At 69.2% G+C, this 22,229-nt stretch carries 24 protein-coding genes; 12 read left to right on the top strand and 12 right to left on the bottom strand.

All coding sequences use genetic code 11. The features are described from left to right. Positions 1-14 precede the first annotated feature (14 nt). The 4 genes from sdhA to ABS642_RS00380 all read left to right on the top strand — a co-directional run bounded on the left by sdhA (position 15) and on the right by ABS642_RS00380 (position 4,745). Entirely contained in the window at positions 15-1,841 is a 1,827-nt protein-coding gene (sdhA, locus tag ABS642_RS00395; protein ID WP_282216610.1) for a succinate dehydrogenase flavoprotein subunit, read from the top strand. A 2-nt stretch (positions 1,842-1,843) separates the two neighbouring features. Beyond that, entirely contained in the window at positions 1,844-2,611 is a 768-nt protein-coding gene (locus ABS642_RS00390; protein ID WP_350351824.1) for a succinate dehydrogenase iron-sulfur subunit, read from the top strand. Between the two features lie 78 nt (positions 2,612-2,689). Beyond that, positions 2,690-3,895, top strand: coding sequence for a YihY/virulence factor BrkB family protein (locus ABS642_RS00385; RefSeq protein ID WP_282216609.1), 1,206 nt, complete (start codon positions 2,690-2,692; stop codon positions 3,893-3,895). Positions 3,896-3,905: 10 nt separating this feature from the next. After that, positions 3,906-4,745 (top strand): exodeoxyribonuclease III, encoded by an 840-nt coding sequence (locus ABS642_RS00380; RefSeq protein WP_350351823.1) that lies wholly within the window; start codon positions 3,906-3,908, stop codon positions 4,743-4,745. Positions 4,746-4,779: 34 nt separating this feature from the next. Here ABS642_RS00380 and ABS642_RS00375 read toward each other — a convergent pair whose 3' ends face one another. From ABS642_RS00375 to ABS642_RS00360, 4 genes are read right to left on the bottom strand one after another with little or no spacing between them, the layout of a single operon-like run. Next, positions 4,780-5,091, bottom strand: a complete 312-nt coding sequence (locus tag ABS642_RS00375) for a hypothetical protein (RefSeq protein ID WP_350351822.1) — start codon at positions 5,089-5,091, stop codon at positions 4,780-4,782. Beyond that, a complete protein-coding gene (locus ABS642_RS00370) occupies positions 5,088-5,729 on the bottom strand; it encodes a DUF4166 domain-containing protein (RefSeq protein ID WP_350351821.1) in 642 nt (213 codons plus the stop codon). The genes ABS642_RS00375 and ABS642_RS00370 overlap by 4 nt, the downstream gene beginning before the upstream one ends. Beyond that, complete coding sequence (locus ABS642_RS00365; protein ID WP_350351820.1) at positions 5,726-6,409, bottom strand: DUF4166 domain-containing protein; 684 nt, start codon at positions 6,407-6,409, stop codon at positions 5,726-5,728. The genes ABS642_RS00370 and ABS642_RS00365 overlap by 4 nt, the downstream gene beginning before the upstream one ends. Beyond that, positions 6,406-7,068 (bottom strand): SRPBCC family protein, encoded by a 663-nt coding sequence (locus ABS642_RS00360; RefSeq protein ID WP_350351819.1) that lies wholly within the window; start codon positions 7,066-7,068, stop codon positions 6,406-6,408. Before ABS642_RS00360 ends, ABS642_RS00365 begins: the two co-directional genes overlap by 4 nt. Before the next feature lie 90 nt (positions 7,069-7,158). Here ABS642_RS00360 and trpS point away from each other — a divergent pair, with 90 nt between their 5' ends. Both trpS and ABS642_RS00350 read left to right on the top strand, forming a co-directional pair. Continuing rightward, positions 7,159-8,136, top strand: a complete 978-nt coding sequence (gene trpS, locus ABS642_RS00355) for a tryptophan--tRNA ligase (protein ID WP_350353481.1) — start codon at positions 7,159-7,161, stop codon at positions 8,134-8,136. A 23-nt stretch (positions 8,137-8,159) separates the two neighbouring features. After that, positions 8,160-8,876, top strand: coding sequence for a hypothetical protein (locus tag ABS642_RS00350; protein WP_350351818.1), 717 nt, complete (start codon positions 8,160-8,162; stop codon positions 8,874-8,876). Positions 8,877-8,904: 28 nt separating this feature from the next. Here ABS642_RS00350 and pth read toward each other — a convergent pair whose 3' ends face one another. Both pth and ABS642_RS00340 read right to left on the bottom strand, forming a co-directional pair. Continuing rightward, positions 8,905-9,486, bottom strand: coding sequence for an aminoacyl-tRNA hydrolase (gene pth / locus ABS642_RS00345; RefSeq protein ID WP_350351817.1), 582 nt, complete (start codon positions 9,484-9,486; stop codon positions 8,905-8,907). A gap of 101 nt (positions 9,487-9,587) precedes the next feature. Further along, positions 9,588-10,214: a 50S ribosomal protein L25/general stress protein Ctc gene (locus ABS642_RS00340; protein WP_282216600.1), complete on the bottom strand. Its 627-nt coding sequence runs from the start codon at positions 10,212-10,214 to the stop codon at positions 9,588-9,590. Between the two features lie 225 nt (positions 10,215-10,439). On the opposite strand from ABS642_RS00340, the gene ABS642_RS00335 reads away from it, so the two are divergent. After that, positions 10,440-10,565: a hypothetical protein gene (locus ABS642_RS00335; protein ID WP_279303217.1), complete on the top strand. Its 126-nt coding sequence runs from the start codon at positions 10,440-10,442 to the stop codon at positions 10,563-10,565. A 24-nt stretch (positions 10,566-10,589) separates the two neighbouring features. Here the strand turns inward: ABS642_RS00335 and ABS642_RS00330 are convergent, their stop codons facing one another. Next, positions 10,590-11,648 (bottom strand): D-2-hydroxyacid dehydrogenase, encoded by a 1,059-nt coding sequence (locus ABS642_RS00330; protein ID WP_350351816.1) that lies wholly within the window; start codon positions 11,646-11,648, stop codon positions 10,590-10,592. 176 nt (positions 11,649-11,824) lie between these two features. On the opposite strand from ABS642_RS00330, the gene gndA reads away from it, so the two are divergent. Then, positions 11,825-13,228, top strand: a complete 1,404-nt coding sequence (gene gndA, locus ABS642_RS00325) for an NADP-dependent phosphogluconate dehydrogenase (protein WP_350353480.1) — start codon at positions 11,825-11,827, stop codon at positions 13,226-13,228. A 6-nt stretch (positions 13,229-13,234) separates the two neighbouring features. On the opposite strand, the gene ABS642_RS00320 is transcribed toward gndA, so the two are convergent. Together ABS642_RS00320 and ABS642_RS00315 are read right to left on the bottom strand one after the other, a co-directional pair. Next, positions 13,235-13,921: a bifunctional 4-hydroxy-2-oxoglutarate aldolase/2-dehydro-3-deoxy-phosphogluconate aldolase gene (locus tag ABS642_RS00320; protein ID WP_350351815.1), complete on the bottom strand. Its 687-nt coding sequence runs from the start codon at positions 13,919-13,921 to the stop codon at positions 13,235-13,237. Then, complete coding sequence (locus ABS642_RS00315; RefSeq protein WP_350351814.1) at positions 13,918-14,799, bottom strand: SMP-30/gluconolactonase/LRE family protein; 882 nt, start codon at positions 14,797-14,799, stop codon at positions 13,918-13,920. The genes ABS642_RS00320 and ABS642_RS00315 overlap by 4 nt, the downstream gene beginning before the upstream one ends. Positions 14,800-14,909: 110 nt before the next feature. Between ABS642_RS00315 and ABS642_RS00310 the strand changes: the two genes are divergently transcribed. Both ABS642_RS00310 and ABS642_RS00305 read left to right on the top strand, forming a co-directional pair. Next, positions 14,910-15,827, top strand: a complete 918-nt coding sequence (locus ABS642_RS00310) for a dihydrodipicolinate synthase family protein (protein ID WP_350351813.1) — start codon at positions 14,910-14,912, stop codon at positions 15,825-15,827. Then, complete coding sequence (locus ABS642_RS00305; protein WP_350351812.1) at positions 15,824-16,543, top strand: SDR family oxidoreductase; 720 nt, start codon at positions 15,824-15,826, stop codon at positions 16,541-16,543. The genes ABS642_RS00310 and ABS642_RS00305 overlap by 4 nt, the downstream gene beginning before the upstream one ends. Positions 16,544-16,719: 176 nt before the next feature. On the opposite strand, the gene ABS642_RS00300 is transcribed toward ABS642_RS00305, so the two are convergent. The 3 genes from ABS642_RS00300 to ABS642_RS00290 are packed head-to-tail and all read right to left on the bottom strand — an operon-like array spanning position 16,720 to position 19,876. Beyond that, complete coding sequence (locus ABS642_RS00300; protein WP_350351811.1) at positions 16,720-18,033, bottom strand: hypothetical protein; 1,314 nt, start codon at positions 18,031-18,033, stop codon at positions 16,720-16,722. A gap of 53 nt (positions 18,034-18,086) precedes the next feature. Continuing rightward, a complete protein-coding gene (locus tag ABS642_RS00295; RefSeq protein ID WP_282216592.1) occupies positions 18,087-18,944 on the bottom strand; it encodes a carbohydrate ABC transporter permease in 858 nt (285 codons plus the stop codon). Next, on the bottom strand, positions 18,944-19,876 hold the full coding sequence (locus ABS642_RS00290; protein WP_282216591.1) for a sugar ABC transporter permease: 933 nt from the start codon (positions 19,874-19,876) through the stop codon (positions 18,944-18,946). Before ABS642_RS00290 ends, ABS642_RS00295 begins: the two co-directional genes overlap by 1 nt. Positions 19,877-20,104: 228 nt before the next feature. On the opposite strand from ABS642_RS00290, the gene ABS642_RS00285 reads away from it, so the two are divergent. Together ABS642_RS00285 and ABS642_RS00280 are read left to right on the top strand one after the other, a co-directional pair. Next, entirely contained in the window at positions 20,105-20,908 is an 804-nt protein-coding gene (locus ABS642_RS00285; protein ID WP_282216590.1) for an IclR family transcriptional regulator, read from the top strand. Between the two features lie 90 nt (positions 20,909-20,998). Beyond that, positions 20,999-22,159 (top strand): mandelate racemase/muconate lactonizing enzyme family protein, encoded by a 1,161-nt coding sequence (locus ABS642_RS00280; protein WP_350351810.1) that lies wholly within the window; start codon positions 20,999-21,001, stop codon positions 22,157-22,159. Positions 22,160-22,229 lie beyond the last annotated feature (70 nt).

Below are 22,229 nucleotides of genomic sequence, written 5' to 3'. Positions count from 1 at the left end.
AGGCTGAAGAACAAGTGACTACCGAGACCCAGGATTCCGTCGTCCGCGACGGCATCCACTACCACCAGTTCGACATCGTCATCGTGGGCGCCGGCGGCGCCGGCATGCGCGCGGCGATCGAGGCCGGACCCGGCGCGAAGACCGCCGTGATCTCCAAGCTCTACCCGACCCGCTCGCACACCGGTGCGGCGCAGGGCGGCATGGCGGCGGCGCTCGCGAACGTCGAAGAGGATTCCTGGGAGTGGCACACCTTCGACACCGTCAAGGGCGGCGACTACCTCGTCGACCAGGACGCGGCGGAGATCCTCGCCAAGGAGGCCATCGACGCGGTCATCGACCTCGAGAACATGGGTCTGCCGTTCAACCGCACCCCCGAGGGCAAGATCGACCAGCGCCGCTTCGGCGGTCACACCGCCGAGCACGGCAAGACCCCGGTCCGCCGCGCGTGCTACGCCGCCGACCGCACCGGTCACATGATCCTGCAGACGCTCTTCCAGAACTGCGTCAAGCTCGGCATCAACTTCTTCAACGAGTACTACGTGCTCGACCTGCTGACGGTGAAGGATGCCGACGGCAAGACGCAGGTCTCCGGCGTCGTCGCCTACGACCTGGCCACCGGCGAGCTCCACGTCTTCCAGGCGAAGGCCGTGATCTTCGCCACCGGAGGCTTCGGCAAGATCTTCAAGACGACCTCGAACGCGCACACCCTGACCGGTGACGGCGTCGGCATCGTCTGGCGCAAGGGCCTCCCGCTCGAGGACCTCGAGTTCTTCCAGTTCCATCCGACCGGACTCGCCGGACTCGGCATCCTCCTCACCGAGGGCGCGCGAGGCGAGGGCGCGATCCTCCGCAACGCCTCGGGCGAGCGCTTCATGGAGCGCTACGCCCCCACGATCAAGGACCTCGCTCCGCGTGACATCGTCGCCCGCTGCATGGTCCAGGAGGTCGCGGAAGGTCGCGGCGCCGGCCCGCACAAGGACTACGTCCTCCTCGACTGCACGCACCTCGGCGCCGAGGTGCTCGAGACCAAGCTCCCCGACATCACGGAGTTCGCCCGCACGTACCTGGGTGTCGACCCGGTCGTCGAGCCCGTGCCCGTGATGCCGACCGCGCACTACGCGATGGGCGGCATCCCGACGAACAACGACGCCGAGGTGCTGGCCGACAACGACACCGTCGTGCCGGGCCTGTACGCCGCCGGCGAGTGCGCCTGCGTGTCGGTGCACGGCGCCAACCGCCTGGGCACCAACTCCCTGCTCGACATCAACGTGTTCGGCAAGCGCGCCGGCCGCAAGGCGGTCGAGTACGTGAAGACGGCCGAATTCGTGCCGCTCCCCGAGAACCCGGCCGCCTTCGTCTCCGGCATGCTCGAGGGCCTTCGCAACAACCAGGGAACCGAGCGCATCGCCGTGCTCCGCAAGGCCCTGCAGGACGAGATGGACAAGGGCGCGCAGGTCTTCCGCACGCACGAGTCACTCGAGCACGTGCTGGGCGTCATCAAGGAACTGCGCGATCGCTACATGAACGTGCACGTCGACGACAAGGGCCAGCGGTTCAACACCGATCTGCTCGAAGCCGTCGAGCTGGGCTTCCTCCTCGACATCGCCGAGGTCGTCGTCTACGCCGCACAGAACCGCCAGGAGAGCCGCGGCGGTCACATGCGCGACGACTTCCCGAAGCGCGACGACGAGAAGTACATGAAGCACACCATGGCCTACCTGACCGGTGACCCGCACTCCTCGACGCCGAGCGACCACATCAAGCTGGACTGGAAGCCCGTCGTGTTCACGAAGAACGAGCAGGGCGAGTTCAACTACCCGCCGATGGAGAGGAAGTACTGAGCATGTCCACCGCCATCGCAGAATCCCCCGCGAGCACGACCGAAGAGACCGGCATCCAGTCCTTCATCGTCACGTTCAACATCCGGCGTTTCGACCCCGAGGTCGACGCCGAGCCGCACTGGGTCGACTACGACGTGGAGCTCTACTCCACCGACCGCGTGCTCGACGCGCTGCACAAGATCAAGTGGGAGGTCGACGGCTCCCTCACGTTCCGCCGCTCCTGCGCCCACGGCATCTGCGGGTCGGACGCCATGCGCATCAACGGCCGCAACCGCCTCGCCTGCAAGACGCTGATCAAGGACCTCGACATCTCGAAGCCGATCTACGTCGAGGCCATCAAGGGCCTGCCGCTCGAGAAGGACCTCGTCGTGGACATGGAGCCGTTCTTCGCCTCCTACCGCGAGGTGCAGCCGTTCCTCGTCGCGAACTCCGTGCCGGAGAAGGGCAAGGAGCGCGTCCAGACCATCGCCGACCGCGAGATCTTCGACGACACGACCAAGTGCATCCTGTGCGCCGCGTGCACCTCGTCGTGCCCGGTCTTCTGGACCGACGGACAGTACTTCGGCCCGGCGGCCATCGTGAACGCGCACCGCTTCATCTTCGACTCGCGCGACGACAACGCGGCCGTGCGTCTCGACATCCTCAACGACAAGGAGGGCGTCTGGCGCTGCCGCACGACCTTCAACTGCTCCGAGGCATGCCCCCGCGGCATCGAGGTCACCAAGGCCATCGCCGAGGTCAAGCAGGCCGTCCTCCGCGGCCGTCCCTGATCCGACGCATCGACGCACGAGAACGGGCGGACTCCTTCGGGAGCCCGCCCGTTCTCACTGCTTGGATAGGGTGAGCACGTGTCTGATCCCGATCGCGCCGCGGCCGAGCCCGGTCGCTTCGATGCGGCCGTCGAGCGCGCGACGGCGCTGACCCGCCGCACCCTCGGCCTCTTCCCGGTGCGGGTGTGGCGTCATTTCCTGCAGCACAACGGTTTCCTCCTCGCCGCCGGCGTGAGCTATCAGGCGCTGTTCGCGATCTTCGCGGCGATCTATCTCGCCTTCGCCATCGCGGGTCTCTGGCTCGGGGGAAGCACCGCGGCCGTCGACGGCATGATCGAGATCATCAACAGCTACATCCCCCACCTGATCGAGGAGCAGGGCGGCGTGTTCACCCCCGAGCAGGTGAAGGAGATCGCCGCGAGCACGACGGGTGTGCTGAGCGTCACGGGTCTGATCGCCCTCGGCACCGTGATCTGGACCGCCATCGGGTGGGTGACGTTCTCGCGGCGCGCGACCAGGGACATCTTCGGCCTGCCGCCGGATCTGCGCAGCTACGTGCTCCTCAAGGCGCGCGACCTGCTGGCGGCGCTCCTGTTCGGAGTCGCCCTCATCGCCGGCTCCGTCCTCAGCTCCGCCAGCGCTGCGGCCCTGAGCTGGGCGCTCAGCCTGCTCGACTGGGATTCCGGTTCCGACGGCATCAACATCAGCATCCGGATCGGCACCGTGCTCGTCTCGTTCGCGTTGCTCTCCTCGGCCCTGGCCGCCATGGTGCGGTTCCTCACCGGGACGTCCCTGGACTGGCGCGTCATCTGGCCGGGTGCTCTCCTCGGCGGCGGCGCGATGACGATCCTCCAGTACGGTGCGGGGTTCCTGCTGAGCTACACGCCGTCGAATCCGCTGCTCGCCACGTTCGCGATCTTCATCGGCCTCCTGCTGTGGTTCCGCGTGAACGGCGTGGTGATGCTGGTGGCGTCCTCATGGATCGCGGTCACCGCGCTGGACCGGGACCTCCCGCTGCTGTCCCAGACCGAGGCGGAGCGACGTCTCGCCGAGCATCGGACCCTGGTGTCGGCCGCGCGCATCCGGCTTCGCGAGGCCGAGGCCGTGCGCGACGCGGCGCCCTGGTATCGCGCGTGGCAGGCGGGACGGGCCGTGCGGGATGCCGAGGCGGATCTCGCGGCTCTCGAGGCCGCTGCCCCTCCCCCGCCGGAACCGACGCCCCTCGCGCAGCGCCTGCTGACCGACCTGCACCGGCCGTCTCGGGATGTCGGCGGCGCTCGTTAGGCTTGTCTCCATGCCTCATCTGCGTATCGCCTCGGTCAATGTCAACGGAATCCGAGCGGCCGCTCGCAACGGCATGAGCTCCTGGCTCGACGCCGCCGACATCGACATCCTCACCCTGCAGGAGGTCCGCGGACAGGACGAGCATCTCGAGGCGGCACTGCCGGGATGGTCCTTCGTGCACGACGAGGCCACGGCCAAGGGCCGCGCCGGTGTCGCCATCGCCAGCCGCACCCCGGCTCTGGCCAGCCGCACCGCGCTCGGCCCTGACGACTTCGACTCGAAGGGGCGCTGGATCGAAGCCGACTTCCTCATCGGCGAGCGTCCGATCACGGTCGTGAGCGCCTACGTGCACTCGGGCGAGGCCGATACGCCGAAGCAGGAGGAGAAGTGGAAGTTCCTCGACGCGTTCGGCACCCGTCTCACCGAGCTGGGTGCGGATGACGCGCTGGCGCTGGTGACGGGAGACCTCAACGTCGGGCACCGCGAGCTCGACATCAAGAACTGGCGCGGCAATCGCAAGAAGGCGGGCTTCCTCCCCCGCGAGCGGGCGTACTTCGACCGCTTCCTCGGCGAGGCCGGCACGCAGGTCACGGGTGTCGACGGCTCGGTGGGCACCGGGCTCGGCTGGGTCGACGTCGGCCGACGGTTCCACGGCGAGGTGGACGGCCCGTACACCTGGTGGTCGATGCGAGGTCAGGCTTTCGACAACGACTCCGGGTGGCGCATCGACTACCACCTCGCGACGCCGTCCCTGGCGGAACGCGTGCAGACGTACCACGTGGCCCGCGCCGCCGCCTACGACCAGCGCTGGAGCGATCACGCGCCGGTCGTCGTCGACTACACGTACTGAGCCCGGCTCAGTCGACGCCAGGATCCGTCGCGGTTCACGCCGTGATCAACGAGACGATCAGCGCCGCCGCGACGAGCAGGTAGACGATCAGGCTGCCGAGGTAGGCGGAGCCTCGTCGTCCGGATCGGAACATCAGCGGGACGACGAGCGCGAGCGCTATCCCCGCGACCAGCGCCAGGAACGTGCCGAAGATGAGCGCGTATCCGTGCGGATCCGCGCTGCCGAGTCCGAACCGGCTGCTGAGCGCCATCCAGGTGAACAGCAGGAACGGAGCGCCGACGAGGACCGTCAGGACGATGCCGACGATCCGTGCGCCGCGTCCGGCGGGGCTCGGGGTCGAGGTCATGGACGAAGTATCGCAGGCTCGTCCTCGACGTGGCGATACCAGCCGCGGTACTCGAGGATCGTCCCGACCAGAGGGTTTCGGGCCCGCATCTCGATCGTGCGCCGGCCGTGAGCCTCGTCCCAACCGTCCTCGAGGTCGACGGTGATGCCGAGGATGCCGCGCAGGGCGAAGCGTCGGCCCCAGAGTCGCAGAGCGATCCGACGCGTCCGCATCCGCAGGGCGCCGTCGGCCGTCACGCTGCATTCCTCGATGAGCTCGACCCGTCCTCGCGCCCCCAGCAGGTTGCGCACGAGACCGGGGACCACGCTCACGGTGAGCCTGTCCGAGATGAACTGCGTCGCGCCGGGGAAGCGGAACTCCCTCGTCGTGTCGAGGGTCGCCCGCCCTGCCGCCGTGCGGCCGGCGCGCGAGCGGAGCGAGAACGGCACGTCATGACCGAAGCGGGTCACCAGCATCCGCGGCCCGACGATCGGCTGCGCGAGCGCGCCGAGCCGACCGAAACGGCTGCCGGCGACCGTGAACACGCCCTCCGCGCTGTCGAGCACCGTGGGCGTCCGCATCTGCGCCAGGATCTCGGGATGCAGGCGCTCGGCGTCGGGTCCCAGCGCCGCCAGGAATACCTCACCGCGGGCGATCACTCGCGCACCTCCTCACGGGTCGGCTTCACCGTCTCCGGCACGTCCGCGTTCTCCGGGAATTCGCAGACGAACGTCCCTCGATAGCCGAAGAGGAAGCCGAGGATGTCGTTGCGCACCTCGAGATCGATGACGAAGCAGTCGCGCTCGTCGTCGAAGCGCTCGGTCAGGTGCGCCCGTCCGCTGAGCAACATCGGGAACCGGAAGGCGATCGGCCCCTCGTAGAAGCGCTGCGGACCCGACGACAGCCGAAGGCCTCCGTCCGCGGTGACTTCGAGGTCGAGGTCGACGGCCAGGTGCTGATGGGTGCCGAGGTAGTCGACGATCCTCCTCCGCTCCTCGCTGTAGATCATCGTCGCGTCGAACCGGCGCCGCCGGCCCGGCCGGATCGTCATCGTCCGCACGAAGGTGACGGTCTCCCTGCCGAGGCTGTCGATGTAGGCATGATTGTCGATCTGGAAGGGGATGTCACGGCCCCGCTCGGGGAACATGATGTTCCGCATCGTCCCGATCATGAGGAAGGGAAGGGTCCACCAGGGCCCGCGCCGCACCTCGGTCATCACCCCGCGTCCGATGCAGCCGTATCCGGCGTCGACCCCGACGCCGAAGCGCCTCCTCATCATCGGATGCAGACGCGCGAAGTCGTCGCCGAGAGCGCGTTCGAAGACGCTCTGCCCGCTCATGCGGCGATCTCCGTCAACGACGCCGGAGCGTTCTGCATGATGGTGCGGCCGCCCGTGCGGGCGGGGCGCTTCCGGCATCGGCGGGCGTGGGCGCGCGGCCGCCGCCCCGGCCGGAGCGAGCGCCACCAGCCGGTCTCCTCCGGCGGGACCCCGTCCTCCGCCCACAGGCGGAGGCGGTCGAAGCTCCACGCGGTGAGCCACCAGACGAACCGGCGCGTGACGAGCGGATCGAGCACGCGGCCGAGCAGTCCCCAGCCCGGCGCGTAGTCGTAGCCGGTGAGGAAGCGGACGCCCTCGGGAGTCGGCACGTACCGCCAGTAACCGCGACCCGCGCCGAGCGGAGACAGCGGATCGTTCGTGTCGAAGGCGAGCGCCGACGTCCGCTCGCCGGCCTGCCCTCGACGGTCGCCGAGAGAGACGCCGGTGCCGCGGATGGTGTGGAGGCCGAGGCCCCGCTCGTAGCGGAACTCCTGCGCGCCGTTCGGCCGCCGATGCGTCGGGATGATCGCGGAGAAGCGCGCATCCCACCGCACGTGCTGCTCGGGCGTCTGAGTGAGCTCCCAGATCGTCTCGAGCGGCGCGTCGATGAGGATCTCGACATAGAGAGCGCGGTCCCCCCGACGCGGGGAGCGGGAGGTCCGAGGAGCTGCGAACATCATGCCCACAGCGTAGAACGCTCCGGCGCGCAGATCGGCCACCGGCATCCCCATAGGATTGATGTCGTGACGAAACCTCGCCTTTACTCCGGAATGCAGCCCTCCGCCGACTCCCTCCAGATCGGCAACTACATCGGCGCGCTCCTCCAGTGGCGGGATCTGCAGGCTTCGTACGACGCGTACTTCTCCGTCGTCGACCTGCATGCGCTCACCGTCGCCCAGGACCCTGCCGAGCTGCGGGAGAAGACGCGGCGCACGGCGGCGCAGTACATCGCCGCAGGCATCGAGCCGTCGGTGTCGACGCTGTACGTGCAGTCGCACGTGCGCGCGCACGCCGAGCTGGCGTGGATCCTCAGCACCATCACCGGCTTCGGCGAAGCCGGTCGGATGACGCAGTTCAAGGACAAGTCGGCCCGTTACGGTCAGGATGCGACGAGCGTCGGCCTGTTCACGTACCCGGTCCTCATGGCCGCCGACATCCTCCTGTACCAGACGGATGTGGTTCCGGTCGGCGACGACCAGAAGCAGCACGTCGAGCTCACGCGCGATCTCGCCGAGCGCTTCAACTCGCGCTTCGGGACCACGTTCACCGTGCCGATGCCGGTGATCCAGAAGGAGACCGCGCGCATCTACGACCTGCAGAACCCGACGTCGAAGATGTCGAAGTCTGCGGAGAGCGACGCCGGCGTGCTGTGGATGCTGGACGACCCCGCGAAGTCCGCGAAGAAGATCATGCGCGCCGTGACCGACAACGAAGGCTCCGTGCGGTTCGACCGCGAGAACAAGCCGGGCGTCTCGAACCTGCTGACGATCTACGCGGCCCTCTCGGGCCGTCAGGTCGCCGCGATCGAGGGCGAGTACGCGGGCCGCGGCTACGGCGACTTCAAGAAGGGGCTCGCCGAGGTCGTGGTGAACGAGTTCGAACCGGTGCGCGCCCGTGCCCTCGAGCTTCTCGACGACCCTGCAGAACTCGACCGCATCCTCGCGGACAATGCCGGACGAGCGGATGCCGTCGCCGACGCGACCCTGTCCGACGTCTACGACCGGGTGGGTCTGCTCCGCCGCGTCTGAGGACGGCCTCTAGGATGGGGGTCGTGACCGATCCGCAGCTGCCACCTCCGTCCGGCGCCGTACCTCCCGTTCCGCCTGTGCCGTTCGGCGCGGTCCCGCCTCCTCCCCCGGCATTCCCGGCTGCGCCCCCGGCGGCGACGCCCCAGGCGGCTCCCGCGCCGCAGGCGCCTCCCGCGTATCAGGCACCTCTCGCTCCTCCGTCGCCGCCCGCGTACCAGGCAGCGCCGGCCTACCCGACGGCACCTGCCTATGCCGTGCAACTCGCACCCCAGGCCGCCCCTCCCGGTGCCTATCAGGTCCCGGTGGGTGGCTACGCCGCGCCGGCGGGCGCCTACGCGGTCCCCGAGACGGCCCCGCGCGCATCCGGCTTCCTCGGTATCCTCGCGCTGATCTTCTCGGTCGTGGCGGCTGTGGTCACGCCGATCGTCGTCGGCGTCGCCGGATTCGAGATCGGACGACGCCTGCCCGAGGGCATCACCACGACGAACGACGATGTCCTGAGCGTGCTCTCACCGGCGCGGGATCAGGTGCTGTGGGCGGAGCTGTCGTTCTGGACCGGCACGATCCTGGGCATCGCCGCGATCGTGATCGGGATCATCGCCATCCGGAAGAAGCAGGGGCGCGGCGCGGGGATCGGTGCACTCGTCGTCGCCGTGCTCGCACCGATGATCTTCTTCGTCGTGCTGCTCATCGCGTTCTCCACGGGCAGCGCGGCCGGGTTCGTCGACTTCGCGAGCTGACGCTCGCATCACCTGCCGCGCGGCACGGTCAGCGCGGGGCGTGATGCTTCTGCTGGGCGGCCAGGAGCCCCTCGGCGACGAGCAGCTCGACCGCGTCCGCGGCATCCGAGATGAGGATCGGCAGGTTCGGCCGTTCCTCCTTGCCGAACGGGGCGAGCACCCAGTCGGCCGGATCCTGACGCCCCACGGGGCGGCCGATGCCCACCCGCACGCGCGGGAAGTCGGCGGTCCCGAGGGCCCGCGCGACATCGCGCACGCCGTTGTGCCCGCCGTGGCCACCACCGGTCTTGAGCCTCACCGTGTCGAAGGGGATGTCCAGCTCGTCATGCACGACGACGACCTGCTCGACCGGCACCGAGTAGAAGCGCGCCAGCGCCGCGACAGGCGTGCCGGACACGTTCATGAACGTGTTCGGCTTCGCGAGGACCAGCTTGTCGGCGCCCGGCTTCAGCCAGGTCTCGACGACGCGCGCGCCGCCCTTGTGCTCCCGGAAGCTCTCGCCGCGACGTGCCGCGATCTCGTCGACGACCATCTGACCGACGTTGTGCCGGGTCGCCTCGTAGCGCGGGCCCGGATTGCCCAACCCCACCACCAACCACGTGGATGACATGCCCTCGTCCTTTCGCGCCGCGTCCTGCGATGGACCCGGTCAGGATACGACAGAGGGGACGCGATCCGATCGCGTCCCCTCTGCCCTGAAACTGTCGGAGATCACTCCGCAGCGGCCTCCTCGGCTGCTGCTTCGCCCTCGGCAGCACCCTCGGTGCTCTCGGCGGCGGCGTCCTCACCCAGGTCCTGCTCAGCGGGCACCGAGATCGCGACGACGAGAACCTCGGGGTCGGCGAGCAGGGTCGAGCCCTTGGGCAGCGTGACGTCGGCGGCGGTGATGTGCGCGCCGTCCTCGAGACCCTCGACGGAGACCTCGAGGTTCTGCGGGATGTGCGTGGCCTCGGCCTCGATCGACAGGGTGTTCGCGTCCTGGTTGACGATCGTGCCGGGAGCGGACTCGCCGGTGACGATGACGGGAACGTCGATCGTGACCTTCTCGCCCTTCTTCACCACGAGCAGGTCGATGTGCTCGATGATCTGGTGCACGGGGTCCTTCTGGACGTCCTTCACCAGGGCGAGCTGCGGGGTGCCCTCGATGTCGAGCTCCAGCAGCGCGTTCGCGCGACGGATGATGAGTCCGACCTGGTGGCCCGGCAGTGCGACGTGCACCGGCTCGGTGCCGTGGCCGTAGATGACGGCGGGGATCTTGCCGGCGGCGCGGAGGCGACGGGCGAAGCCCTTGCCGAAGCTCTCGCGGAGCTCGGCGTGGACCTTGGTGTCTTCAGACATGCGGTTCTCCTTCGGGACACGCAGCGAAGGCGCCGCGCGGTGGTCTTGGAATTGTGAGCTCGAACGCGGACGCGTGAGGAAAGCCACCGGGCTTGCTTCGCCGCGTCGATAACGGATGTCCGCGCACGCGCAGAAGCATCCCTCGCCGAGGTACGAGATCAATGGTACCGGATCACCCGATAGGCTGGTGACACCGGTCCTTATCTGCAGATCACGGAGAACCCCATGCTCGACGGCGCCTTCCTCTCGCACGTACTCCTGTGGCTGATCGGTGCGATGAGCGTGTGCGCCGTCGTCGGCAGCTTCGCCGCCCTGTTCTCCCTCGGCCGCTCCGGCTACCGCAAGGACTGAGCCGTCCGGCGCCCCGGCGCCCTCTCAGTAGAACTCGACCGTGTCGACCACGGCGCGCAGCGGCAAACCGTCCAGAAGGCGCGTGGCGTTCTCGGCGAACCGACGGGCGATGCGCTCCTCCTCGTTGGAGTTGATCGCCGCCGTGTGCGGACTGATCAGCACGCTCGGGTGATCCCACAGCGGGGATGCGACATCCAGAGGCTCGTTCTCGAACACGTCGAGCCCGGCGAACGCGACCCTGCCGTCGTCGAGCGCCCCGAGCAGGGCGACCTCGTCGACGACCGTGCCGCGGCCCACGTTGGTGAGGATCATGCCGGGCTTCACGGCGGCGAGGACCTCTTCCCCGATGAGGTGATGGGTCTGCGCCGTTCCGGGGAGCGTCACCACGATGGCGTCGACCTCACCGACCGCGTCTGTGAGCTGGTCGAGCGGGACGAGGCGGTCCACGCCGTCCACCGGCTCGCCCGAGCGCGTCGTCCCCCACACCCGCGCTCCGAGCGCATGGAACCGCCGGGCGCACTCGGCACCGATGCCGCCGAGTCCCACGATCAGCACCGTCATCTCGTCGAGCTGTCGCATCTGCCACCTGTCGGGCCAGGTCCGGCTCCGCTGGTCGGCGAGCAGCCGGGGCAGTCCCTTGGCGCCGGCCAGGACCGCGAAGACGGAGAACTCCGCGAGTGTCCCGCCGTGCACGCCGGCACTGGTGCTGAAGACGATCCGGTCGAGGTCGGCGCGCGGGAGCCCCGCCGCCTTCACGGTGCTTCCGCCGCCTGCCGCCGTCGTCATGACCCAGCGCAGCCGGGGGTTCGCCGCGACCGTCCGCGCGAGCGCGTCGGCGTCGACATCGGGGGCGCCGAAGAGGACGTCCGCCGAGTCGACCATCGCGTCGAAGGCCGCCTGCTCCGCCGGGGTGCGCGTGTGCTCCGGGTCGCCGGACCAGTCGGCGGCCCACCGCGCGGGGTGCGTCAGTGCATGATCGCGGATGACCTCCAGTCGCGGCTCGAGTTCCTCGATGAGCACGCACAGCTCCTCGGGGAGCGGCACGGCCACGACCGCTCGCAGTCTGGTCTCGGTCTCTCCCACGCTGATCCTCCTCGGAACGTCTCGATCCGACCAGCGTAGGGGCCGCTCGCAGGCGGATGTCACAGGGCGCAACGACCCGTGACACAGCGATACGCTAAAAGGACCCCTTCTTCACGATCGAGGAGCCTTCTGTGCCCGAAGCATCAGCGAACATCGGAGTCGTCGGACTCGCCGTCATGGGTTCGAATCTCGCCCGCAACCTCGCCAGCCGCGAGGGCAACACGGTGGCGATCTTCAACCGCAGCTACGAGAAGACCGAGACGCTCGTCTCCGAGCACCCGGAAGCCGGGTTCGTCCCCGCGCAGACCTATCAGGAGTTCGCCGATTCGCTGCAGAAGCCGCGGACCGCGATCATCATGGTCAAGGCCGGCGGCCCGACGGATGCCGTGATCGACTCGCTGGTCGAGGTCTTCGAGCCCGGTGACATCATCGTCGACGGCGGCAACGCGTACTTCCCCGACACGATCCGGCGCGAGAAGGCGGTCCGCGAGACCGGCATCAACTTCGTCGGCGCCGGGATCTCCGGCGGCGAGGAGGGCGCCCTCACGGGTCCCTCGATCATGCCCGGCGGCTCGGACGAGTCGTGGGTCACGCTCGGCCCGATCCTGAAGTCCATCGCCGCGATCGCCGAGGGCGAGCCGTGCGTCACGCACGTCGGCCACGACGGTGCAGGCCACTTCGTGAAGATGGTGCACAACGGCATCGAGTACGCCGACATGCAGCTCATCGCAGAGGCCTACGACCTCATCCGCCGCGGTACGGGCAAGTCCCCCGCCGAGATCGCCGACATCTTCGCCGAGTGGAACAGGGGCGAGCTCGAGTCGTACCTGATCGAGATCACCGCCGAGGTGCTCCGCCAGATCGACGCCGAGACCGGCAAGCCCCTCGTCGACGTGATCCTCGACCAGGCCGGCGCCAAGGGCACCGGCGCGTGGACCGTGCAGACCGCCCTGTCGCTCGGGGTGCCCGTCTCGGGCATCGCCGAGGCCACGTTCGCCCGGTCGCTCTCGTCGCACCCGGAGCAGCGCGAGGTCGCCACCGCCCTCCCCGGCCCCGACGAGGAGTTCGTCGTCTCCGACGAGGCCGCGTTCATCGAGGACGTCCGCCTGGCGCTGTACGCGTCGAAGATCGTCGCGTACTCGCAGGGCTTCGACGAGATCCGCGCCGGCGCCGCCGAATACGGCTGGAACATCGACCTCGGAGCGATCAGCAAGATCTGGCGCGGCGGCTGCATCATCCGCGCGCAGTTCCTGAACCGCATCGCCGATGCCTACGCCGCAGAGCCCGGCCTGCCCGTGCTGCTGACCGCCCCGTACTTCACCGAGGCGATCACGCGTGCGCAGGCGCCGTGGCGTCGCGTGGTGGTCGCGGCCGCGCAGGCCGGCATCCCGGCGCCGGCGTTCTCGTCATCGCTGTCGTACTACGACGGCATCCGCGCCGACCGGCTTCCGGCCGCCCTCGTGCAGGGTCAGCGCGACTTCTTCGGCGCGCACACGTACAAGCGCATCGACAAGCCGGGCACCTTCCACACGCAGTGGTCGGGCGACCGCACCGAGATCGAGGCGGAAGACACGCACTGATCCGCATCAGATGAGAGAAGGGCCGGGCACCTGGGGGTGACCGGCCCTTCTCTCATCTGCGGACGGCGTCGACGAACGCCCGCGCTCTCGCGGCGAGCGCGATCCGGTCTCCCCCGGTGTCGCCGCGTCGCCGACGAGCGGTCCCCCGACACCGACGGCGAACGCGCCCGCAGCGAAGTACCCGCCGATCGTGTCGACGCCGACCCCGCCGACGGGGATGATCCTTGCGCCAGGGAACGGATCGCGGACGGCGCGGATGAATCCCGGCCCGAGTGCCGACGCCGGGAAGAGCTTCACCGCCGCGGCCCCCAGATCCATGCCGCGCTGGATCTCGGTCGGCGTGTAGACGCCGGGCAGCACGCCGACGCCCTGCCGGACCGCGTACTCCACCGACGCCGTGAGCGTCGGCGTGACCAGGAACTGCGCGCCGGCTGACAGCGCGCGATCCGCATCCGCCTCGGTGAGGACCGTGCCCGCGCCGATGAGGGCCTCGGGCGGTGCGGCCTGCACGACCTGGGCGATCGCCTCTTCCGCACCCTCCAGGGTGAGCGCGATCTCCAGGGTGAGGATGCCGGCATCGATGAGCGTCAGCGCCGCGTCGACCGTGGCATCGACGTCGGTTCCCCGGAGGATCGCGACGATGCGCTCCGCGTCGATCCGCTCCCGCAGCTGCTGGTTGTCGACCACGCTCATCGCACCGGCTCCCCACTCCACGGCGAAGCGGGAGAGCCGCCGACCTCGACCTCGACGCCGAGAAGCGCCCCATCCGCGTCGGTGGGCTCCGACAGCCCGATGCTCGCCGTCGTGATCACCAGCAGGCGATCGACGAGAGCGACAGCCGTCGGTCGGCGCGCGGGAAGCGCGATCGCCTCGAGCAGCTGCCCGGTGGGCGAGTAGCGCCGGACCTCGCCGGCATCCCACACGGCGACCCACAGCATGCCCTCGTCGTCGATCGTCATGCCGTCGGGATTGCCGCCGTCGACCTTGCAGACCGTGCGACGACGCGAGAGGCGTCCATCGGGAGCGACGTCGAACGCCTCGATGCTCCGATGCGGAAGCGTGTCGATGTAATAGAGCGTCGACCCTGATCGGTCGAACGCGAGCCCGTTCGACACGGTCACGCCCGCGAGCCGCTCGATCATCGTGCCGTCCGGTTCGAGACTCCACAGCGCACAGTGCGGCGCCCGCGGCATCGACTGACTGCCGACCCAGAACCGGCCGAAGAGATCTGCACCGCCGTCGTTCATGTAGTGGCCGGCGGCAGCGACATCTGTCACGAGCGGCGAGACGACGCCGGCGTCGCTCACATGGACGATCCCCCGGTCGACCGCGACCGCCCACCCGGCTCCCGGCGCGGCGAGCGGTACGGGTGCACCGATCTGGTCCCCGACGCGTACGGCGGCACCCGGGACGACCCTCCCCTGCTCGATCCTGCCGCGGTGGAACGCGCCGGTCGCCATGTCGATCCAGGCGAGGCCGCCGTCGCGGGCATCCCAACGCGGCGACTCGGCCTGGACGTATCGCGCGTCGGAGAGGATCTCGACGGTGCGGGAGAGCGGGGAACGTGACATCCGTGCCATCTTTCAGTGGTAGGTCGTAACCGTTATGTGGCAGACTATCTCACAATATGCATAACACTTGCGAGATTTGCGCACACGATGAAGAAGCGGGGAAGTAGCCGATGGCTCCGACACTCCAGGGCCTGATGCCCATCCTGGCGACGCCGTTCGACGAGACGGGCGCCCTCGACCGCGCGGGTCTGCGCCGCCTGGTCGAATTCCAGCTCGCCTCCGGCGTGGACGGCGTCGCCGTCTTCGGGATGGCCAGCGAGGGCTTCGCCCTCACGACAGAGGAGCGCCGAGCCATCCTCGACGATGTCGTGCGACTCGTCGACGGACGCGTCCCCGTGATCGCCGGCGTCAACGGCACGTCCACGGCCACCTCGATCGAGCAGGCTCTGCTGGCCGAGGAAGGCGGCGCCGACGCGCTCATGGTGCTGCCGCCGTTCATGGTCAAGCCTCCCGCCGGAACCCTCGTCGACTTCTACGGCGACGTCGCCGCCGCCACCTCGCTGTCGGTCATGGTGCAGGACGCCCCCGGCGTCACGGGAGTCGCCATGACACCCGCGCTGATCGCGGAGCTGGCCCGTCTCGACGGCGTCGACTCCGTGAAGGTCGAGGCGCCCCCGACGGCCCCCAAGGTCGGCGCTGTCGTCGATGCTATCGGCGACAGCCGCTTCGCGGTGCTGGGCGGGCAGAACGCGCAGTTCTGCCTCGAGGAGTACGCTCGCGGCGCGGTCGGCACCATGCCGGCGTGCGAGTTCCCCGACCTCCTCGCCCCCGTGCTCGCACAGTTCGTCGAGGGGCGCGTCGAGGAGGCGCGGGCGGACTTCCGTCGTATGCTCCCTCTCGTGCTCATCGGTCTGCAGGGCGGCATCGCGTGGGCGGTGCACAAGGAGGTGCTCGTCGCGCGCGGCGTCATCGAGCACGCCACCGTCCGCTACCCGGCCTCTCGCCTCGACGCCGGCAGCCGCGCGGCCGTCCAGCTCGTGATCGAGGAGCTCGACCTGCCGCCGGTGCCGACCACGGTGCGCGTGTGAGCCGCCGCGGCGTGCTGCTGATCGGCGGCAACTCGGACATCGGACTCGCGATCGCCCGCGCCTTCGCCGAGAGCGGCGACGCCGTCGTCGGCGTGGGGCTCGAGCACTCGACGGACCCTGTCTTCGAGCGGTACCTCGTCGCCGACTGCAGCCGACCGGATGCCGCCGACGCCGCCGTCGCGGACGCCGAGGCGGCCCTCGGCCGGATCGACGTCGTCGTCCTCGCCGCCGCGCGGATGCCGATCGGTCGCGCGGATGCCACGAGCGACGAGGACTGGCGCGGCGCCATCGGGGCGACGCTGGACTCGGCGTTCTTCGTGGCCCGTGCCGCGCTCCCCCGCCTCGCGGCGGGCTCCTCGATCGTCGCCGTGACCTCGGTCAACGGCTCGCTCGCCGCTCCCGCGCTGCCCGCCTACGCCGCTGCCAAGGCCGGTGTCGACGGGCTCGTGCGGCAGCTGGCGCTCGACTACGGCCCGCACGGCATCCGCGTCAACGCCGTGCAGCCGGGGAGCATCTCCGCGACCGACACGGGCGAGAGCGAAGGCTATCCGCTCGGCCGGATCGGACGCCCGGAGGAGGTCGCCGCCGTGGTGGCGTTCCTCGCATCCGATGCCGCCTCGTTCGTGACCGGCACCTCGATCGCGGTCGACGGAGGCCTCTCGATCTCGTCGCCGGCGGCCTGGCTCAAGCCGGCGTTGCGCGAACGCTGGCTCTGATCCCCCCAGCACCGACCACTTGGCCCTGAGGCGTCCTCCACGACGCCTCAGGGCCATCGGCGTCTTCAGGGCATCACCGGGTGCTCCCGCACGCTCCGCGCCTCTCACAGCGCCCGGACGCACACGATCGCCGCACCCGAGAACGGATGCGGCGATCGTGAGCAGAGGGGCGGCGCTCAGGAGTTGGCGTCGAGAAGACCCTGCACTTCCTTCTTCAGGGCGTTGAGGCCCGCCTGCACGTCGACCTGTCCGGCGAGGATGGTCGCGACTCCCCCGCCGATGGCGGCGTCGATCTGCGCGGTCACGGCGACCCGGTCCCAGGCCGCACCGCGCGCGTGCTCGGAGATCTCCGTGCGGAACGCGGTCTGGAACTTGTCGGCCGCGAGGGCAGGGATCTGGTCCGCGACCGTCTTCGCCGCCGGAGCCACCGCCGAGCGCTCGTACAGGGCCGTCGCCGCCTTCACGTTGGTCGCCGCGTAGGTGATGAAGTCGCGGCTGGTGAGCTCGCCCTCGCCCGCGCTCGCGAACAGGCCGGAGCCCCAGGCGCGGTTGTAGGACTTGTTCTTTCCCGAGGTCGGGCGCGCGATGGCGCCGATGTTGTCGATGATGTTCTGCGGCGCGCCGTTCGTCTTGACGAAGGTCGAGGCGAGCGGAGCATCGTCGTACAGCGCGGCCCGGCCGCTCGCGAACAGGATGCGGGCGTCGCTCCGGGCGACGTTGGTCTGCGTGAGGCCCTCGTCCTGGAGCGACTTGTACCAGGTCATGGCCTTGACGCTCTCGGCGTCGCCGATCGTGCAGGTGAAGTCGTCGGTGACGACCTCGCTGCCGAAGCCCCACATCCAGTGGACGGCATCCTTCAGGTCGGGGTTCTTCGTGACCGCGGCGTACGGGATGAGCGAGGCGTCCTGCGCCTTGATCTTCTCGAGCGCGGTGGCGAACTGCTCGACCGTCATGCCCGACTTGATCCCGACGCTCTTCGCGATCTCGCCGTTCGTGATGATGCCGATGCCGGCGGCGGTCAGCGGCAGCACGAGGAGCTTGCCGTCCATGGTGTACGAGTCGAGCACGCCCTGGGGGATGCCGAGCCCCTTCGCGAGGTCCGTCAGGTCGGCGAGCACGTCCATGGGCGTGAGCACCTGCCACCCGCCCGACTGCCCGACGCCCAGGAGCTTGCCGGAGCGGCCGGTGAGAGCGAGCTGGGTGGCCGCCTGGTCGTACGGGTAGATCACGGGGGCGACGGTCGCGCCGGCTTCCTTGGCGAAGCCGTCGAGGATCCCCTGCCAGGCCGGCTTCAGCGCCTCCTCGCCGAGCGAGTTGCCGTAGAAGTTGATGGTCTTGGCCTTGGTGGCCGCATTCGCGGTACTGCCGGCTCCGGTGCCGGGAGCGGCGGGCGTCGCGCAGCCGGCGAGGGCGAGCGCTCCGAAGGCGGCCAACGCGGTGCCGCCGCCGAGGAAGGCACGACGGCTCAGCTGCGAGTTCGAGATGTTCATGGAGACTGCTCCTTCTTCGGGGTGTGGGGGTCGAGCTGTTCGGCGATGCATCGCTACCCCTTGACGGCTCCGGCCGCGAGACCGGAGACGAAGTAGCGCTGCAGGAGGATGAAGATGAGGACGAGCGGCAGCGAGGTCACGAGGGACGCGGCCATGAGCGCCGGCCAGTCGGCGGTGCCCTCGCGGATGAAGGCCTGGGTGAGACCCGCGGGAAGCGTCTGCTTGTCGGGTCCGGCGAGCGTGAGCGCGAAGAGCAGATCGCTCCAGCCCCGCATGAACGCGAACATCGCCGCCGTGATGAGTCCCGGCACGATGAGCGGGAACACGATGCGGAACATGGTGCCCGTACGGGAGAGCCCGTCGACCTTCGCCGCCTCGAGGATGTCGTCCGGAAGACCGTCGATGATGCCCTTCAGCAGGAACACCGCGAGCGGCAGGGTGAACGTCGTGAAGGAGATGATCAGGGCGGTGTACGTGTACAGCAGTCCGGCCGAGCTCAGCATCAGATACAGCGAGATGAGCAGGAGGGCACCGGGGATCAGCTGCCCGATCAGGAACATGAACATGATCGCGTTGCGTCCGCGGTAGCGGAACTTCGACAGCGAGTACGCCATGAGCCCGCCGACCAGGACCGCGAGCACCGCGGTGCCGGTCGAGACGATGACGCTGTTCAGGAGGTTCTTCAGCAGGGCGTCGTTCTGGAAGAAGCCGATGAAGTTCTCGAACGTCGGATCGACCGGGAAGAACGGCCGATCCAGCGCGAAGACGTCTTCCTTCTTCGTGAACGCGGTCGCCGTGAGCCAGTAGATCGGCAGCAGCCCGAACAGGGCGAGCAGCAGGAGCAGGACGCGCCCGGGGATGGACAGGTGGGGGCGGATGATCGACTCACCGATGTCGCGAGAACGGCGCATCACTTCTCCAGTCGTCGGTTGAGGAGCAGGTAGCCGCTCGAGATGATGGCGAGGAGCACGAGCCAGAGGGCGCCCATCGCGGAGGCCTTCCCGAGCTCGTAGCTGCCGAAGGCCAGGTGGTAGAGGCTGACCGCGAGCGTCGTTGTCGAGTTGCCAGGGCCACCCCCGGTCATGACGAAGATCGTGTCGAAGTTGCCGAAGTTGTAGATGAACTCGAGGACCGCGACGAGGGTGACCGGGCCGGCGATGTGCGGCAGGGAGATGTACCGGAAGCGCTGCGCACGTGTCGCACCGTCGATCGTGGCCGCCTCGATCTGCTCGCTCGGCAGCGTCTGGAGCACGGCGAGTGCGACGACCATGATCCAGGGGAACGAGTGCCAGGTCTTGGCGATGACCACCGCGGCCATCGCACCGACCGGGTTGCCGAGCATGCTGACCTCCGGCATCCCGAGGATCGCGAGCACGTGGTTGACGACGCCGTAGCTGTCGTTGAAGATCCACGCCCACAGGAAGGAGACGACGACGCCGGGGAGCAGCCACGGCAGCATCAGGGCGCCGCGCAGGATGTTCCGTCCGCGCAGGCGTGCATTGAGCAGCAGTGCGAGGGCGACGCCGAGCACGAGCGGGAAGACGGTGGACAGCGAGGCGAAGACCAGCGTCGTGCCGAGGCGGGCGAAGAACTCGTCCCAGATCGCGGCGTAGTTGCCCAGCCCCACGAATGTGCGCTCCGGGCGCAGCAGGGACTGATCGTAGAGGCTGGTGCCGATGCTCGACACGAGGGGGAAGATCGCGATCACGAGGAACAGGAGGACCGCGGGAAGTGCGATCATGAAACCGAAGGTACGGTCCTTCGCGCCCAGCGTGGAGCGCCGCCCGGAACGTGGCTCGGCCTGCTCGCTCTTCGCGGGCCGCTCGAGGATGGCTTGTTGCATTGCAGTCGCTTTCCAGTAGGGACGACCCCGGACGGGGCCCTGCGCGTCGTCGTCACAGTCGTCGACGTCGACGTGCCGCCAGTCAACCACATTGCGGATGCGAAATCCACAAAATGCATAAGACACCCACATTTGTGTTGCTCGCCGCCATTTCTCTCATTAGGATGACTGGCAGCGGTGACGAGCCGCAGCGTCGCAGAGCGGCGACCGTATGGAGGAGGAGTCACGATGGCATCGGAATCGGTGGGCGGCACCCAGACCGTCGAACGGGCGATGTCCTTGCTCGCCTGCTTCACCGAGGAGTCGGGTGAACTGAGGGTCTCGGAGCTGTGCACTCTCACCGGGCTCGGCCAGTCCACGGTCTCGCGCATGATGTCCGCCCTCGACCGGATGAAGTTCGTGATCCAGGACGGCCGCACGGGCCTCTACCGCCTCGGACCCGCGGCGGTCTCGCTCGGCACGATCGCCCTGAACGGGTCGCCGATCTTCCGCGCCTCGCGGCAGATCGCGCAGAACCTCGCCCGGAAGATCGAGATCGGCGTGAACGTCGCCGAGCTCAGCGGCTTCTCCTTCACCTACCTCTGCAACTTCGAGGGCGCGCTCGCCCCCAAGTCGTTCGCCATGGCCGGTCGCACCGGGCCCCTGCACGCCACGGGCCTCGGCAAGGCGCTGCTCTCCGGAATGGCCGCCGACAAGGTGGACGAGTACTTCGCGCAGTCGCCCCAGCGATTCACCCCGCACACCATCGTCGACCGTGATGCCATGCAGGTCGCGCTCGACGAGACCCGCAGCCGGGGTTACGCGACCGAGATCGAAGAGCTCGCCTTCGGACGCGCCTGCATCGCGGCCCCGATCCACAACCGCGCGGGAGAGATCGTCGCCGGACTCTCCGCCAGCGGCCCGCTCTCGGTGCTCGATCTCCACGCCCCGCATCAGGAACTGGCGCTGCAGCTGATCGAAGCCGCTGACGAGATCTCCGTCGGTCTCGGCTACAGCCCCTCCCGCACCGTTACGGCGTTCGCGACGCTCTGAGCCCCCGCCGCGGCGGAACGCGGCGCCCCGATCCCCCTGCCGCGGCACACGCCGCCGGCTTCTCGACCATCGATGTCTTTGGAGACCCCTGTGAGAATCACGCGCGTCCAGACCTTCCCGCTCTACCTCTCCAAGGAGGATGCGAACAACTCCTACGCCGGCGACACCGGCGTGGAGCACCGCGGATACGTCATCCGACCGCCGTGGCGCAGCCTCTACTCCCCCGGGTACGAGACGCTGCTGGTCAAGATCGAGACCGACGAGGGCCTCGTCGGCTGGGGCGAGGCGCTGGCGCCGGTCGCTCCCGTCGTCGCCGCCGCCATCGTCGACAACCTGCTCACCCCGCTCATCCTCGGAGAGGACCCGCGCTCGGTGCGCACCCTGTGGCACCGCATGTCGGAGTCGATGCGCGAGCGCGGGCACCTCACGGGACACCAAGCCGACGCCATGGCCGCCGTCGACATCGCGCTCTGGGACCTCTGGGGCCACGCGACCGGGCTCTCGGTGTCCGAACTCGCGGGAGGACGCTTCCACGAGGTCCTGCCTGCCTACGTGTCCGGCATCCGCGGCGTCGATGACGTCGAGCGCGCCGAGAAGGCCGCCGAGCTGGTCGAGGGCGGAGTGCGACGGATCAAGCTGCACCTCGGCGTCGACATCCGCACCGATCTCGCGACCTTCGACGCGATCCGCGCCGTGCATCCCGATCTCGACCTCGCACTCGACGCGCATTGGACCTACCGCCTCGGCGAGGCGCGCGCGCTCGGTCGGGAGCTGGATGACCGGAAGGCCTGGTTCTTCGAAGCGCCTCTCGCGCCCGAGGACGTCGAGGGGCACCGGGATCTCGCCGTCGCGCTCGCCACGCCGATCGCCGTCGGCGAGGCCATGCGCAGCCGCTTCGAGTTCACGGACTGGCTCGCCCGCCGTGCGCTCGGCGTCGCCCAGCCCGACATCGGTCGCACAGGCATCACGGAGGGACTCGCGATCACCGCGGTCGCCGACGCCTTCCATGTGCCGGTGGCGCCGCACCACTCCGCGGCCTTCGGCATCGCGATGGCCGCGGGCGTGCACGTCGCGGCGAGCGCCGCCTCCCTGCTCGCGTTCGAGTACCAGCCGTTCACTCTGCCGGTCGCCAACCGTCTGCTCACGAGTCCGCTCGAGGTGCGTCCGGACGGCGGATTCCTCGTCCCGACCGGCCCCGGTCTGGGCGTGACGGTCGATGAAGCGGCCATCCAGGAGTACGTGCGGCACTGAGTGCGCCGCACCGCCCTCGACGACAGACGGGTGGGTGGGCCGGAGTCTTCTCTCCGGCCCACCCACCCGT

Source organism: Microbacterium sp. A8/3-1 (genome assembly GCF_040267695.1).
Classification (GTDB): Bacteria; Actinomycetota; Actinomycetes; order Actinomycetales; family Microbacteriaceae; genus Microbacterium; species Microbacterium luteolum.
This window is presented reverse-complemented; position numbering and strand designations above follow the sequence as displayed.

Bases quoted from the DNA above. Each gene is read 5' to 3' on its own strand.
- ABS642_RS00290 (WP_282216591.1), bottom strand. From the start codon at position 19,876: ATGCAACAAGCCATCCTCGAGCGGCCCGCGAAGAGCGAGCAGGCCGAG.
- ABS642_RS00320 (WP_350351815.1), bottom strand. From the start codon at position 13,921: ATGAGCGTGGTCGACAACCAGCAGCTGCGGGAGCGGATCGACGCGGAG.
- ABS642_RS00360 (WP_350351819.1), bottom strand. From the start codon at position 7,068: ATGATGTTCGCAGCTCCTCGGACCTCCCGCTCCCCGCGTCGGGGGGAC.
- ABS642_RS00390 (WP_350351824.1), top strand. From the start codon at position 1,844: ATGTCCACCGCCATCGCAGAATCCCCCGCGAGCACGACCGAAGAGACC.
- ABS642_RS00380 (WP_350351823.1), top strand. From the start codon at position 3,906: ATGCCTCATCTGCGTATCGCCTCGGTCAATGTCAACGGAATCCGAGCG.
- gndA (WP_350353480.1), top strand. From the start codon at position 11,825: ATGGGTTCGAATCTCGCCCGCAACCTCGCCAGCCGCGAGGGCAACACG.
- ABS642_RS00340 (WP_282216600.1), bottom strand. From the start codon at position 10,214: ATGTCTGAAGACACCAAGGTCCACGCCGAGCTCCGCGAGAGCTTCGGC.
- ABS642_RS00315 (WP_350351814.1), bottom strand. From the start codon at position 14,799: ATGTCACGTTCCCCGCTCTCCCGCACCGTCGAGATCCTCTCCGACGCG.
- ABS642_RS00295 (WP_282216592.1), bottom strand. From the start codon at position 18,944: ATGCGCCGTTCTCGCGACATCGGTGAGTCGATCATCCGCCCCCACCTG.
- pth (WP_350351817.1), bottom strand. From the start codon at position 9,486: ATGTCATCCACGTGGTTGGTGGTGGGGTTGGGCAATCCGGGCCCGCGC.
- ABS642_RS00285 (WP_282216590.1), top strand. From the start codon at position 20,105: ATGGCATCGGAATCGGTGGGCGGCACCCAGACCGTCGAACGGGCGATG.
- ABS642_RS00375 (WP_350351822.1), bottom strand. From the start codon at position 5,091: ATGACCTCGACCCCGAGCCCCGCCGGACGCGGCGCACGGATCGTCGGC.
- ABS642_RS00310 (WP_350351813.1), top strand. From the start codon at position 14,910: ATGGCTCCGACACTCCAGGGCCTGATGCCCATCCTGGCGACGCCGTTC.
- ABS642_RS00365 (WP_350351820.1), bottom strand. From the start codon at position 6,409: ATGAGCGGGCAGAGCGTCTTCGAACGCGCTCTCGGCGACGACTTCGCG.
- ABS642_RS00335 (WP_279303217.1), top strand. From the start codon at position 10,440: ATGCTCGACGGCGCCTTCCTCTCGCACGTACTCCTGTGGCTGATCGGT.
- ABS642_RS00300 (WP_350351811.1), bottom strand. From the start codon at position 18,033: ATGAACATCTCGAACTCGCAGCTGAGCCGTCGTGCCTTCCTCGGCGGC.
- trpS (WP_350353481.1), top strand. From the start codon at position 7,159: ATGCAGCCCTCCGCCGACTCCCTCCAGATCGGCAACTACATCGGCGCG.